This window comes from Spirosoma oryzae (assembly GCF_003002825.1).
Taxonomy (GTDB): Bacteria; Bacteroidota; Bacteroidia; order Cytophagales; family Spirosomataceae; genus Spirosoma; species Spirosoma oryzae.
This window is the reverse complement of the sequence record NZ_PVTE01000006.1, coordinates 38,588-53,583: the sequence shown is the minus strand read 5'-3', so window position 1 is coordinate 53,583 and position 14,996 is coordinate 38,588. Positions and strand designations below refer to the sequence as shown.

Annotated in this window: 10 protein-coding genes; 6 read left to right on the top strand and 4 right to left on the bottom strand. The window is 54.8% G+C overall.

Annotated features, from left to right (window positions below; genetic code table 11):
- Nucleotides 1–45 precede the first annotated feature (45 nt).
- The 3 genes from CLV58_RS08185 to CLV58_RS08175 form a co-directional block, all read right to left on the bottom strand.
- Entirely contained in the window at nt 46–978 is a 933-nt protein-coding gene (locus CLV58_RS08185; RefSeq protein ID WP_106137313.1) for an ABC transporter substrate-binding protein, read from the bottom strand.
- Between the two features lie 195 nt (nt 979–1,173).
- Complete coding sequence (locus CLV58_RS08180) at nt 1,174–2,091, bottom strand: polysaccharide deacetylase family protein (protein WP_245882270.1); 918 nt, start codon at nt 2,089–2,091, stop codon at nt 1,174–1,176.
- Between the two features lie 56 nt (nt 2,092–2,147).
- Nucleotides 2,148–4,127 (bottom strand): acetoacetate--CoA ligase, encoded by a 1,980-nt coding sequence (locus tag CLV58_RS08175; protein WP_106137311.1) that lies wholly within the window; start codon nt 4,125–4,127, stop codon nt 2,148–2,150.
- Between the two features lie 261 nt (nt 4,128–4,388).
- Between CLV58_RS08175 and CLV58_RS08170 the strand changes: the two genes are divergently transcribed.
- From CLV58_RS08170 to CLV58_RS08160, 3 genes are all read left to right on the top strand, one after another.
- Nucleotides 4,389–6,149 (top strand): pseudouridine synthase, encoded by a 1,761-nt coding sequence (locus CLV58_RS08170; RefSeq protein ID WP_106137310.1) that lies wholly within the window; start codon nt 4,389–4,391, stop codon nt 6,147–6,149.
- A gap of 96 nt (nt 6,150–6,245) precedes the next feature.
- A complete protein-coding gene (locus tag CLV58_RS08165) occupies nt 6,246–6,890 on the top strand; it encodes a deoxyribose-phosphate aldolase (RefSeq protein ID WP_106137309.1) in 645 nt (214 codons plus the stop codon).
- 173 nt (nt 6,891–7,063) lie between these two features.
- Entirely contained in the window at nt 7,064–7,837 is a 774-nt protein-coding gene (locus tag CLV58_RS08160) for an NIPSNAP family protein (RefSeq protein ID WP_106137536.1), read from the top strand.
- A gap of 155 nt (nt 7,838–7,992) precedes the next feature.
- On the opposite strand, the gene CLV58_RS08155 is transcribed toward CLV58_RS08160, so the two are convergent.
- The gene (locus tag CLV58_RS08155; RefSeq protein ID WP_106137308.1) at nt 7,993–10,395 is read right to left on the bottom strand and encodes a glycoside hydrolase family 3 N-terminal domain-containing protein; all 2,403 of its coding nucleotides are present in this window, start codon (nt 10,393–10,395) and stop codon (nt 7,993–7,995) included.
- Nucleotides 10,396–10,611: 216 nt separating this feature from the next.
- Here CLV58_RS08155 and CLV58_RS08150 point away from each other — a divergent pair, with 216 nt between their 5' ends.
- From CLV58_RS08150 to gcvT, 3 genes are all read left to right on the top strand, one after another.
- The gene (locus tag CLV58_RS08150; protein ID WP_106137307.1) at nt 10,612–12,066 is read left to right on the top strand and encodes an energy transducer TonB; all 1,455 of its coding nucleotides are present in this window, start codon (nt 10,612–10,614) and stop codon (nt 12,064–12,066) included.
- 81 nt (nt 12,067–12,147) lie between these two features.
- Complete coding sequence (locus CLV58_RS08145; RefSeq protein ID WP_170108669.1) at nt 12,148–13,599, top strand: TonB family protein; 1,452 nt, start codon at nt 12,148–12,150, stop codon at nt 13,597–13,599.
- A gap of 236 nt (nt 13,600–13,835) precedes the next feature.
- The gene (gcvT, locus tag CLV58_RS08140; protein WP_106137305.1) at nt 13,836–14,924 is read left to right on the top strand and encodes a glycine cleavage system aminomethyltransferase GcvT; all 1,089 of its coding nucleotides are present in this window, start codon (nt 13,836–13,838) and stop codon (nt 14,922–14,924) included.
- The last annotated feature ends 72 nt before the right edge of the window (nt 14,925–14,996 follow it).

Sequence of the window (14,996 nt, the reverse complement as noted above, 5' to 3'; positions counted from 1 at the left end):
ACAGGGCGGTTGACACCGTAAACTGAATGCCGTAAACCGAGAACCTTACAGATAGTCATTCGTGTACAGGCGCGACACATCGTACTGCTGGATTAGATCACCATCGGGGTGATTGAGCAGGTGATTACGAATCAGCCAGTTGACAAACGTATTCCAGATGTCACGGCGCATTACCCCCCATTGCCCTTCAGCATCGAGGTAATAACCTGATGCCACCTGCTGACTTTTTTCCAGAAAATCCAGACTGGTTAATGACGGGTGGGCGGCTGTGTCGAACAGGATTCGGGCCGCTTCGTCGGGGTCACGAACGGCAAACGCGAAGCCCTCGGCGGTAGCGCTCAGGAACCGGCGCAGGGCATCTGCATTTTCGGTGGCCCAGTCGCTGTGCGCAGCTAACACAGGACTGTAACCATACGGAATTTCGTAATCTTCGAGCAGAAACTGGTTCAGCTGAATATCCCGCTGTTCGGCTTCAACACCTTCCCAGGGCAGAAAAATCCAGGTCGCGTCGGCTTCGTTTGTTAACAGCGCATGCCAGATGTCGAGCCGGGCGGGCTTGTGTGACACGAACTGCCCCCGCCCCCCATCGTTGATAATTAACTGCCGGATGATTTCATCTTCGTACCGAGCATTATAGGATGCATAGACTTTCCCGTCCAGCCGACTCGGTCGGTCGAGGCCGCTTTGTTTCAACGTCACAATAGCACTGGCGTCCCGCGCTAACACGGCTGCGACCGCAAGCATCGGTACGTTGTTCGTCTGAAAACTGATGATACTTTCGGAGGGCGCAATCGCCAAGTCAGCTTCGCCCGCAGCAACTCGCCGGGCGGGTGTCAGCTTGTAATCGTCAGCGTCAGGCGAAATAAGCTCGACCTGTAAGTCAGCTTTTTCGTAGTTACCGTTAGCCAGCGCGACGTAAAAACCGGTGTGGTTGGTATTGGGAGTCCAGTCGAGGGCAAGGCGAATCCGGGTGGGCATAGTGGTCCTGTTTATACCACTATGTAACCACTGTCGACCGGCAAGGTTTGCATCAACTGGCACGCAAAGACCTGTCCATGACTACCCATCATTATACGTTGACAGACCTATACTGCACCAAAAAGAAACCGCTCCGGTGCACTGACAGCAGTCAGCCTGAACCGGAGCGGGTAACGATAAGGCGTTTTCGGGAGACTATTTTCCGTCGAAACTCTCTGTCATATTGCGGTACAGCGTTTTCGCACTCCACTGTCCGCCGGCGATAATCCGACGGATCGTCAGCAGCGGATACTGTTCGTCGCGACCACTCGCCAGCGTGAACGCACCCACGTAACCGCGCTTCTGAATTTCGGGCAGCGCCTGCTTGTTCCACAGACCGAACGGAAAGGCAAAATACCGAACCGGCTTACCCGTAATAGCTTCTAGCTTTTCCCGTGGCTCGTCCAGCTGCGTTTTCCACTGCTCGGGTGTCGTCAGTTTCTTTACGTTCTGGTGATCCCAGGTATGCGCGCCGATGGTATGGCCCCGATCAGACAGGTCTTTGATCTGCGCTTTATCCATGTAATGCTGCTTGCCGCGCCGACCGATGGCCACCGTCATGATGTAGAACGATGCCTTGAACTTGTGCTTGTCCAGAATCGGTAGCGCCGTCGTGTACTGATCCAGATCGCCATCGTCGAATGTCAGCAGTACCGGTTTCGACGGCAACGCAGCGCCCGTTGTCATGTACGCATACAACTGATCGGGCAGGATGGGATGATACCCGCTATCGGCCAGCATCTGCATCTGATCGGTGAACGCCTGTGTCGGGATAATGTAATCGCGGGCGCTTTTCGAATCGCTGGCTTTCCAGTCGCGAATCTGGTGGTAGCAGAGAACGGGCACCTGTGGCCGGCTCAGGATCGTAGCGGCATCGGCCACTTTACCCGCCGGAATTTTAGTTGGATCGGGCGCAGAAGCCGTGTTTTCACCTTCCGACGCCGAAACTGCGGTCGTCGTATCGGTGGTTTCTGACGCAGCTGATCCTTTCGAGCCGCAGTTGGACAACCCACTGACCATCAACCCGGAAAGGGCCGCAGTGAGGACAAACGAAGTTAATTGACGCGTAAGCATGATATCGTAGTATGCCCCAAACTTACTGAAATTTGACGAACCGTTCCCGCATTACTTCACGAGCGAACATCCAGGGCGAAATCGACAAACTGATCGAGCGACGCCGGATTGCGCAGCGTGTCTTTACTTGCGGCCAATGAGCTATCCATCCCCGACAGAATTTTCTTTACTGGTGTTTCCAGCTTTTTCCCACTGATTGTGTAGGGCACTTCGCTAATCGCGTAAACCGCATCGGGTACGTGACGCGGACTGAACTGGGTTCGTAGTGTTTTTCGGATGGTATCGATCAGGGTGTCGGTCAGTTCAGCGCCCTTCTTCAGCACGACGAACAGCGGCATAAAATAACGGCCACCCGGCTGCTCCAGTCCGATCACCAGACTGTCGGCAATGTCGGGCAGACTTTCGACGGCGCTGTAGATTTCACTGGTACCGATACGCACGCCATCGCGGTTAAGCGTCGCGTCTGAACGACCGTAGATAACAACGCCGTTGCGGGGGGTAATCCGGATAAAGTCGCCGTGTCGCCACAGACCGGGATACTCCGTAAAGTAGCTGTTTCGGTAGCGTTCGTTGTCGGTATCGTTCCAGAAATAAATGGGCATCGACGGCATGGGCTGACGCATAACCATTTCCCCCAGTTCGTCCTGTACCGACCGCCCCTGCTCATCGATCGCATCGACACTACAGCCCAGCAAGCGGGACTGAATTTCGCCTTCGTAAACGGGCAGCAGCGGATTGCCGCCGACGAAACCGCTACAAACGTCGGTTCCTCCGCTGAACGAGATTAGCCAGACCTGACTTTTCACCGACTGGTATATCCACTGAAATCCTTCCGGCGGTAACGGCGAGCCGGTCGAGCCGATACTGCGCAGTTGCGTCAGCCGGACCGTATCCATGGGTTTCAGTCCCGCCCGCATGCAGGCCAGATAGTAAGCCGCTCCGCCACCAAAGTGATTGATCCGGGCGTCGTCGGCCAGTTTCCAGAGCGTATTCAGGTCCGGATAGCCGGCTGCGCCGTCGTATACGACCAGCGTGGCCCCGACCAGCAACGAGCCAAGGGCAAAATTCCACATCATCCAGCCGGTTGTCGAATACCAGAAGTAGCGTTCGCCGACGTGTACGTCCTGATGCAGCGCCAGTGCTTTCAGGTGTTCGAGCAGGCAACCGCCGACGCTGTGCGTAATCGCTTTCGGCTTACCCGTCGTTCCCGACGAATACAGTACCCAGATGGGATCGTTGAACGGAATAGGCTCGAACGTCAGCCCGTCGGGGGCCGGTGTCTTCAGTACATCCGCCCACAGCACACTGCGCTCCAGTCGACTGGTAGCGTCGAGGTACGGCACCCATACCAAGCGTTGTACAGTTGGCAATCCTGTCCGCAGCGAACGCATGGCGTCGGTTTTATCGACCGGCTTACCGTTGTAGGTATATCCATCGGCGGCAATCAGAATTTTCGGTTCGATCTGTTGAAAGCGGTCGATGATACTGGCCGTACCGAAGTCGGGCGAGCAGCTCGACCACACCCCACCCACGGCGTTTGTAGCCAGAAACGAAACAACTGCTTCCAACCCGTTGGGCAACACCGCCACGACTCTATCGCCCAGCCCAACCCCCTGTTGCCGCAGCCAGGCAGCCATACCCGCCACCTGCGATTCAAGCGACGCCCATGAGACCGTCTGTAATCGGTGCCGCTCCGACGCTACCAGCAAAGCGGGACGCTGGTTGGTTTTGTGCCGGAAAATATGCTCGGCGTAATTCACCGTAGCCCCGTCGAACCACCGTACCCCGATCATGTCGTCGTCACTGGGTCGGTAGATCACCTGACTGTATTCCGTGGGGCTGTGGACGCCAAAAAACTGGTAGATACTTTCCCAGAAATCTTCCAGATCGGTAACTGACCAGTCCCAGAGGTCATTATAATCGCGGAGGTACAGGCCTTTCTTGACAAAGAGCCAGTTGATGTACTGTTGCAGAATCGATTGCTCGGCAGTGCGCCGGTCGGGGGTGTATAAGCGTTCAGGCGTGGGGGAAGCCATAACTGAGCGAACGGATTAATGTAGCGTACTGGCTTAACGATAATCGCCCGGATTCTTATACTTACGGATTGTTTTTTCCGGAAAATGCGTTGTCAGTCAGGTCGCTACAGCCGTGCTGTTCAGAAAAGGTGTACCTTTGCGGCCCGTTTATAATTAGTTTAAGGTTTTCGGTTTAACGTTAAACGTTCAGAAACTTAATATAAGGTTGACTTTCAGACCGTTAAACATTCTTTCTAACAGTACGACTTACTGTATTTTTCCATGAATCAGGATTCAGACTCGAACGACCGCTTTGACGGTCCCAAGTTCGATGGCCCGCGCCGGGATGGTCAGCGGCCCACACGTTCAACCGATCGTCGGGATGACGATAATCGGCCACGTTTCAACCGGGACAGTAATGCCCGTGACAATAGCACTGACCGGCCCCGTTTCAATCGCGACAGCGATTCCCGGAGTGGAGACTCCCGGAGTGGCAGCTCCCGTTTCGGCCGGGACAACCGTAACAACGATTCCCGTTCTGACCGTCGTAGCGACGATACTCGTCCTCGTTTTAACCGCGATAACGAGCGCCCACGGAGTGGCGACTCCCGGAATGGCGATTCCCGCCCAGAACGGCGCAGCGATGACAGCCGGCCACGTTTTAACCGGGATAACGACAGAACAAACGAACGCCCACGGAGTGGCGACTCGCGCTTCAACCGTCGTGACGACGGACAGGCTGGCGACCGGCCCCGCTTCAATCGTGACAGTAATTCCCGGAGTAGCGACTCCCGGAGCGGTAACCCGCGTTTCAACCGCGATGACCGCAATAGCGACCGGTTCCAGCGTGATGGTTTCCGGAAGGATAGCGATTCCCGGACTGGTGATTCACGTTTCAATCGTAATGACAACGACCGGCCTCGCTTTAACCGGGATACGAACGAACGTAGCGGAAGTTCGGACCGGCCCCGGAGCTTTAGCCGGGATGATCGGAACAACGACCGGCCCCAGCGCAGTGGCGACTCCCGGAGTGGCGACTCCCGGAGTGGCGACTCGCGCTTCAATCGGGATGAAGCGAAGCCCCGCTTTTCACGCGGCAATGACCGCAGTAATGACCGGCGCGGTGGCCGCAATCAGGACAGCGACGAACGGTTCACCAGTAAGCAACGCAAGGAGTCAGGGGAACGGCGTACGGGGCAATACGACAAGGCACCCGATTACGAACGCGAAACCGCGCGCCTGACCCGCCCCTACGATAAACGCGATCCACGAAACAGCCGGATGAAAGCGTCGGATAAAACCGAGTCGTCGGAGCCAAAGCAGCCCAGCGAACCGGGTGTGATGCGTCTGAATCGCTACATCGCCAACGCTGGTGTGTGCTCACGCCGGGAAGCGGACGAACTCATCGAGCGGGGTGATATTTCGGTGAACGGCAAGGTCGTTGTCGAAATGGGCTACAAGGTGAAGCCGGGCGACACGGTGAAGCACGGCACGAAAGTGCTCAACCCGGAGAAGTTCATCTACGTGCTGCTCAACAAGCCGAAAGACTTTATCACCACGACGGAAGATCCTGAGGAGCGCCGGACGGTAATGGAGCTGGTAGCCGACGCGGGTCCGTTCCGCATCTACCCAGTTGGCCGACTCGACCGCAACACGACGGGGCTGCTGCTGCTGACCAACGATGGTGAACTGGCCGACAAGCTGACCCACCCCTCGAACAACATCCGCAAAATCTATCAGGTCGAACTCGACAAGCCGATTACGGAAGAGCATTTCGAGACGCTGCGCAAAGGCATCACGCTGGAAGATGGTCCCATCAAGCCGGACGCGTTGAGCATCGTCACGCCGGACGCGTACGTGGTCGGTATCGAAATCCATTCGGGTCGCAACCGCATCGTCCGCCGGATGTTCGAGCACCTCGGCTACGAAGTCACCAAGCTCGACCGTACCACTTATGCCGGTCTGACCAAGAAAGAACTGCCCCGTGGCAAATGGCGCTTCCTCGAACCGAAGGAAGTCGTCAAGCTGAAATATTTTAACTAGTGATTGAATGACGGAGTGACAGAATGATTGAATGGAAAACTGCTTGCGCCAGCCTATTCAATCATTCTGTCACTCCGTCATTCAGCATTATACCCCATGAACCATCTTTTTCCCTACATCGAACGGACGCTGGTTCAGCCGGACGTTAGCATCAACGAGCAGTACGCCGTCCTGGACGAGGTGACGCAGTTGGGGCTGGCGGGGCTGACCGTGGCCCCGTTCTGGGTGAAGAAGATGCGTCGGGAATTGGGTGATACGCACCCAGCCGTGTTATCAGCGGTTGTCGGCTTTCCGTATGGCTATCAGCGTACCGAAGTCAAACAGCTCGAACTGGAGTTGGCCCTGAACGACGGTGCGACAGAAGTGGAGATCGTGCTGAATACGTCGGCCTTGCTATCGCCGACATCAGTATGGCTGAAGATCGAACTGGTTAAACTGGTGGCTGTGGCCCACGCGCAGGAACGACTGCTGACGGTTATTCTGGATACCGACCTCCTCGACACGGAACAGACCGAACGTATGATTCGGCTGGCCACCGACGCAGGCACCGATTTTATCAAAAACGGTACGGGTATTACGGGTAAAGCATTCAGTATCGAACAGGCTCGTTGGTTTCGGCAGACCGTCCCCCGGTCGGTAGGCGTAAAAATCATTGCCGATGGCGCTTCCGAAACCGATCTCGACAGCCTTGTGCAAGCCGGCGTCGATCGGCTTACACTGAGCAATCGTATCAGTTTGTAACCGATACCTCTGTGACTGAAACGCTAGTCGTTAGACTGTCTGCCAGCACCAGAAATTTTACAGAAAAGGTCTAGTAGTCAACAGGATTTTTCGGATTGGCCTGCCTTTATCGGGTGAACAGAGCGCACAAGTGCATGCTGTTCACCTTTTTTTGTACCATCTTTTTCCATCCAATGACTCTTCGTTACTTCCGTCTTGCTATCTGGCTTCTGGTCCTGGCAGGTACCGTTCAGGCCATCGCATCGGCCCCCAAGCGCGAATTTTACCAGCTCAAAATCTACCACGTCCGCGACGCCAACCAGAAAAGTCGGCTGGAGACGTATCTGCAAAAAGCGTACTTACCGGCCCTCCACCGGGCGGGTATCAGGCAGGTGGGCGTATTTGTGCCCAACACCGGTGCCGACTCCTTGCTCTACGTCCTGACGCCGTTCAAATCGGCTGATCAGTTTTCGGCCCTGTCGGAAACGCTGATGAAGGACAAGCAGTACAATACGGATGCAGCTGAGTATATCAACGCCCCTTTCGATCAGCCCTACTACAGCCGGTTCGAATCGGTGCTGATGCAGGCCTTTGCGACCATGCCGACGCTGATCACGCCGGACCTGACGGGCAACCGTGCCGACCGGGTGTACGAGTTGCGTAGCTACGAAGCGGCTACCGAGAAACTGCACGAAGCCAAGGTAGCCCAGTTCAACAACGGTGAGCTGGACATCTTCAAACGGCTGGGGTTCAACACGGTGTTCTGCGGACAGGTGCAGGCCGGCGGCAAGATGCCGAATATGTATTACATGACGTCGTTCACCGACAAGGCCGACCGCGATGCACACTGGAAAGCATTCGGTGCCGACCCTGCCTGGAAAACACTGAATTCACTGCCTGAGTACGCCCACAATTTCATGCGTGCCGACACGTATCTGCTGCACCCAACGGCCTATTCAGATTATTGATAAGCAGCGGATCGACTACATTGTCCGCGACAGTATCAGCTCTGTTGATTTTTGACTTTCCATACCCCCCAGCCCCCTGAAGGGGGAGCGGTTCACTTGCGGAACGCTCCCCCTTCAGGGGGCTGGGGGGTATGGGCAATCGATCAATACAAGCGTTACGGCTTTACGGCTATCGTTCGGGAAATCGTAACGTCTTTGGTAGCCCGTATGTCGTCGGAAGACGCGCCGACCATAAGGGCAAACTCACCTTTTTCCATCAGCCATTTCTGGTCGGGACTGAACAGTTTCAGGTCGTCGGCATGGAGGACAAACGTGACGGTTTTCTGTTCACCCGCTTTCAGAGGTACCCGTTCGAACGCCTTCAACTGCTTCACTGGCCCAACTACTGAGCTAACCTTATCGGTCACGTATAGCTGAACGACTTCGTCGCCGTCGCGGCTTCCCGTATTCTTCACGGCTACGGTTACCGTAACGGCCACATCATCGGCCCGCTCCGAGACGGTCACATTCATATTGCTGTAGGCAAACTGCGCGTAGCTCAGCCCGTATCCGAATGGATACAGCGGCTTGGTATCCATCTCGACATAATCGTGCCGGGCCGGCACTTTGTAGTTGTAGTAGACAGGTAGTTGGCCAACAGACTTCGGGATCGAAATGGGTAAGCGACCGGCCGGATTGTAATCCCCGAACAGCACGTCGGCAATGGCATTGCCCCCCTCCTGCCCCGGATACCAGGCCGTAACGATAGCTGGTACGTGCGTAGCGGGCCAGTTCAGATTCAAGGGACGTCCTTCGATCATTACCAGCACAACGGGCTTACCGGTCTGCCTAACTGCTTTCAACAGATCGAGTTGTTTTCCCAGCAGATCCAGGCTGGTCCGGTCGAAGCCTTCCCCGCTTTCCATGTCGCTGACGACGCCTTCCCCCGCTTTAACCGTCGCAGCCCCGGTGCTCTGGTATTCGGTCTTGAAATCGCGCGCACTGGAACCCCCTAATACGACGACAGCCACATCGGCCTGTTGCGCAGCTTTCACCGCTTCGGCGATGTTGGCAGTCGTCGTGTCGCGGATGGCGCAGCCTTTGACGTACGTAACCTCAGCCTGATTGCCCAGTTTGTTTTTGATACCCTGCAATACTGTCACCACGTTGCCATCGGCCTGCGGGGCGGTGTAATCGCCAAGCTGGTTGTACACGTTGTCGGCATTGGGGCCGATAACGGCGATGCGCTTGGTCTGCCGGTTCAGGGGCAACAGATTGTTCTCGTTTTTCAATAGTACGACCGACTCCTGCGCCACCCGACGCGCCAGGCTAATATGTTCCGCCGTCCGCACGTTCGCAGCCGCTTTTCCGGGTGAAACGTAGGGCTTTTCAAACAGGCCGAGCTGGAATTTCTGGCGCAGCACATGACTTACAGCCGTATCCAGCACCGCCTGCGTTACCAGTCCCTTCTTCACCGCATCGAGCAGCGACTTCCCGAAGCCGTAGCCACTCAAATCGGCATCCAGCCCGGCATTGATTGCCATAGCTGCCGCTTCCGTCGCGTTGGCGGCTGTCCGGTGGTTGCTATGCAGACCTGAGATGCTACCCAGATCAGACACTGAAAAGCCCCGGAAGCCCCATTGGTTGCGTAAAATAGTCTTCAACAGCAAGGAATTTGCCGTACAGGGTACCCCGTCAATCGAGTTGTAGGCTGTCATGATCGAGCGGGCACCGGCTTTCACCGCAGCCCGGAACGGCGGCAAATACACCTGATACAGCTCCCGCATACCAGTCGCAACGCTGCCACCATTATGCCCACCTTCGGGTACACCGTAAGCCGCAAAGTGCTTCAGCGTCGAGATAATGTTGACGTCACTGTTGATTTGGTCGCCCTGAAAACCTGTTACCATAGCGACACCCATCCGGCTGTTCAGCACCGGGTCTTCGCCGTAAGTTTCTTCCACGCGTGACCAGCGCGGCTCACGGGCCAGATCGAGTACAGGCCCGTAGCCATCATGTGCCCCCTGCAACCGGACTTCCTTTGCAATGCTGGCAGCCATCTGCTTGACAAGGGCCGGATTCCAGGTGCTCCCCTGCCCCAGCGCGGTTGGAAATACGGTGGTACCGATAGCCATATGGCCGTGTGGACACTCTTCCGACAGCAGCATCGGAATACCCAGCCGTGTGTTCTCGATAACATACTTCTGCAATGCATTGGTAGCCTCGGCGGCCAATGTAGGGTTCAGGCCGTTGGTCAGTGTTTTTTGTGTCCAGGGATCGGCACGGAGCGTCGCCCAGAGCATACCGATGTGCTGCGTTTGTACTGCCTGTTTAAACTTCTCGCTGGCTGATACGCTGTTTCCCTGCCGTTGATACATTTCCCAGCCCAGCAGCGTCGATAATTGCCCGACTTTTTCATCGACGGTCATACGGCCCAGCAGGTCACGCACGCGTTTGTCGACCGGGGCCGCTGCGTTTTTGTAAAGTGGAGTAGTTACTTTCTGCGCGTGGGCTGCCGACAGAAGCAACGATAAACCGGCCGTTAACGCCAGCGATCGTGAAGCGGACAATACATTCATTCCGAATGATACGCACAAAATCGATTGGGCCAACACAGTCAGCAGCAAAGCGGCCGTATATTTTAATATTTTTTACAAATAGTACTTATGAAAAAACGCTCGACCGATTAGTCAATTGTCGCCGACAATTCATCATTCGTTTACCTACTTTGCTTGGCTCCAGTAGACGAAGCGCCTTATCTTGGTCTCTGTACTTGCCCGCTTAGCAACCACCCCATGAAATCAGTTTACAGCCTTCTTTTCTGTTTTCTTTCGCTTACCAGTTTTGCGCAGCAACCCGTTTATCAGGATTTTGACGTCGACAGCACAGCTACCCCACGGGGCGGCATGGACTACCTGACCCTGTTCCTGCAAACCAATCTGCGAAAACCGGTAAAGGCGGAAGCCGAAGGAATAAGCCGACGTGTATTCGTAACGGGTATCGTTGAGCCGGATGGGCGCATTTCAGAAGTGAGTTTACTAAAATCGCTCCGGCCCGATCTCGACCGGGAAGCCCTGCGCGTATTTCGCCTGTTCAACGCCTGGAAGCCAGCCAGGAAAGGAGGTGTCGCTGTGCGGCAGGTGGTTAAAATTCCGGTTGTCTTTGCCGCTAACTTGCCTTTTCGCTATGTGGATGGTAAACGAACCGATTACTACGGACCAGATCTGAAACTAACGAGCGATTCGGTAGCCGCACAGTACAGGCAGGTGATGCCCATCGATAGCCTGGGTATGCCAACCGGCTCAATGATTACTTACCAGAAAAACCGGAGTGGCTGGAAAGAAGTCAGTCGGCTATCGCTCGTGCGTCGAAAGAATGTCGGCACTGCATCGGGCAAGCCTACGTATCAGATCGGCTACCAGAATGATGATAAGCAGTGGGCTAATCAGTCTGTGTCGTACGAGTTAACCGACGATGGCATGTTAGTCCGTAAGACGCGGCACGGCGAAACGTATCAGACGAGCTATCCGACCCGATACTATGATAACGGCATGGTGGCCGAAACGAGTCGCGAAGAAACGGGCCGTATGCTGACGACATCCTGGTACCCAAATGGACAGATTCAGCAAATCCGCTTCGACGCCGGGCAGTTCGGGTCAACCTATAAATTCGAGCGTGTCCAAAGCTATTGGGCACCGGATGGCAAGCAGCAGGTCGTTGACGGGAACGGTGATGTGGTTTTCGAATCCGAGCGTCCCTCCTACGCCGATCCGTCCAAACAAACGCGCTATACCGAGCAGGGAAGCTATCTGGACGGGAAGCCGCAAGGTGTATGGTCGGGACGCTATGCCGACGGTTCGTTCAGCTACGAAGAAACGTACGATCGGGGAAAGCTACAAACCGGCACATCGCGCAAAGCCAATCATCCTGATCTTACCTACGCAGCCAATGAGCAACTCCCGGAATTCCCCGGCGGAGCGGGTGGCCTTGGCCAATTCCTGGGCGAGAATCTTGCCTACCCCGCTGATGCGCAACGGAGCCGTCAACAAGGTAAGGTGTTAGTCAGCTTTACCGTTTGTACGGACGGTAGCCTGTGTGACTACGACGTCATTCAGCATGTCTCCCCATCAATTGATAGCGAAGCCCTGCGCGTCGTGAAAAAGATGAGCGGCAAGTGGAAGCCCGGCATACAGCGGGGAGAGCCGGTGCGGGTACGGTTCAGTGTACCCATCAACTTTGCACTTTACTAAATGACGGCTGACATTCCGTTAAGAAAAGGTGGCAGCTGCCTTATACATCTACAGCCACAACTATCCTCGATCAACCACTTTATGAAATCGGTCTTTCTCCTTTCCCTCCTCCTGTTATCCATCGCCGGATTTAGTCAGCAACCTGTTTACAAGGAATTTGAAGTCGATAGCGCAGCCATACCGAGGGGTGGCGTCGATTATATAACCCGGTTTTTAGCCGCTAATTTGCGTAAGCCCATTAAAGCCGCATCGGAAGGTGTGGGCGGACGCGTGCTGGTTCAGGGCGTCGTTGAACCGGACGGACGCATCACCGACGTTACGCTGCTCCGCTCGCTTCGCCCGGATCTGGATCAGGAAGCCCTGCGTGTATTTCGATTATTCAATGCCTGGAAACCAGCGAAAAAAGACGGGATTGCTGTACGGCAGCAGGTGATGTACCCCGTTGTGTTTACCCGCAATGAGCCCTTCCCTTACGTGGCCGGGAATCGAATCACATACTATGCCGCCGATCAGAAGCTAACAACTAATTCTACGGTTGCCAAATACCGGCAGTTGATGCCCGTCGATAGCACGGGCATTCCGAACGGCGATCTGGTCATATACGAACGGGGCCGAAAAAACTGGCAGGAGATGACCCGAATTCCGCTTGTGCAGCGAAAAATTTCGCAAGCGGGTCCAGACACTCAATCCGTTACCTGGACAGGGTACAAAAACGCCGACGGTCTTTGGTTTGACTATGTGTACAGTGTCAATAATAACGGAATATTGGTCGGTAAGACGGCCTACCTCGATGGTAGACCTGCCAGTACCCCGTTACACTATTACGATAACGGTGTTCTGATAGAGACAGACTATGTAGCGGATGGGCGCACTTTTTTATCATCCTGGTATCCGAATGGACAGATTCGTCAGGTTCGTTTTCAGGAAGAGAACCCATCAGGCAAAGGGCATACTGAGCAACTGATCAACTATTGGGAGCCCAACGGTAAGCAGTCGGTCATCGACGGGAATGGAAAAGTAATTCTTACCGAGATAGACCGCTCACGCATCGACTCAACGAAGCAGGTTCGTTACATAGAGCAGGGTGAGTATGTGCAGGGGAAAAGACAGGGACTCTGGACGGGTCAGTATGATGATAATTCGTACACCTACGAAGAAATCTACGACAAAGGCGTATTACAATCAGGCAAGTCGCAACGGGACGGGAAAGCACCGGTAACGTATACGGAGCGCGAACAGCAACCAGAGTTTCAAGGCGGCATGCAGGGGCTTGGCCAGTTTTTAGCTAACAACCTGCGCTATCCCAGCGACGCGCAGAAGAAAGGACAGCAGGGGCGGGTTTTCGTTAGCTTCGTCGTGTGTACGGATGGTACATTGTGCGATTATGAGGTAACAAAAGGCGTGTCTCCTTCCGTCGACCGGGAAGCCCTGCGCGTTGTCAAAGCCATGAGCGGCAAATGGAAGCCCGGCGTACAACGGGGTGAACGGGTCCGCGTGAAATATAATCTGCCTATCAATTTCACGCTGGAATAGTCTTGAACTGTGATTCTTGTGATTGAGATGATCGCGCTGATTTGAAAATCATAGCCCATCAAAGTAATCACAAGAATCACAGTTCTGACAATCTTGACTTGTGATTCGTCTGATCGGCTGTGATTCCAAAAAATCAAGGCAATCAGACGAATCAAATCAATCATAGTTCAAGACAATCACAGTTCAGGACAATCACAGGCTGATGTTCGTACCTTTGCGGGATAACCTCAGTGCTCATGTCGCTCAAGCAAGTTCCCCTTCATTCGATTCATCAACAGGCCGGTGCGAAGATCGTACCGTTTGCGGGCTTCGAGATGCCCGTTCGCTATTCATCCGATCTGGACGAACACAATACCGTCCGTAACGCCGTCGGGGTGTTCGACGTGTCGCACATGGGCGAGTTTATGCTCAAAGGCGAGCACGCTATCGGCCTGATCAACAAGGTATCGGCCAACGACGCCCATGCCCTGTACGACGGTAAAGTGCAGTACAGCTACCTGCCCAACGGCAAAGGTGGTATCGTCGACGATCTGCTGGTGTACCGCATCAACGAACACGAGTACATGCTGGTCGTCAATGCATCGAACATCGACAAAGACTGGAACTGGATCAGTCAGTACAATACGGACGGGGCCGTGGAGATGATCAACATTTCCGACGAAATGAGCCTGTTTGCCGTACAGGGTCCATTGGCCGCAAAAGCGATGCAGTCGCTGACGGAGGAGAACCTCGACGCCATTGGGTACTACACTTTCGTCAAAACCAATTTTGCCGGTTGTGCCAACGTAATCGTGTCGGCAACGGGCTACACGGGGGCGGGCGGTTTTGAGATTTACGTCTCGAACCATCAGGCCGAAGCTGTCTGGAACGCAATTATGGAAGCCGGTGCGCCCTACGGAATCAAACCAATTGGCCTGGGTGCGCGGGATACACTACGGCTGGAAATGGGCTACAACCTATACGGCAACGACATCACCGACGAAACTTCACCCATCGAAGCGGGCCTGGGCTGGGTAACGAAGTTTACGCACGACTTTATCGACGCCGATGTGCTGAAGCAGCAGAAAGAGCAGGGCGTTCCCCGCAAACTTGCCGGTTTTACCATGATCGACCGGGGGATTCCGCGCGGCCACTACGAAATCGCCGACGCCGATGGCAACACCATTGGTGAAGTCACGTCGGGCACGCAATCACCGACGCTGGGTAAAGGCATCGGATTGGGCTACGTTCCGACCGCGCTGAGCAAACCCGGCAGCACCATCTATATTAAAGTCCGCGACAAACTGCTACAGGCCGAAGTCGTTAAACTTCCTTTCGTACGCTAACTGTCTTGAACTGTGATTTATTTGATTGAGATGATTGCCTTGATTTTTTGGAATCACAGCCGATCATCTCAA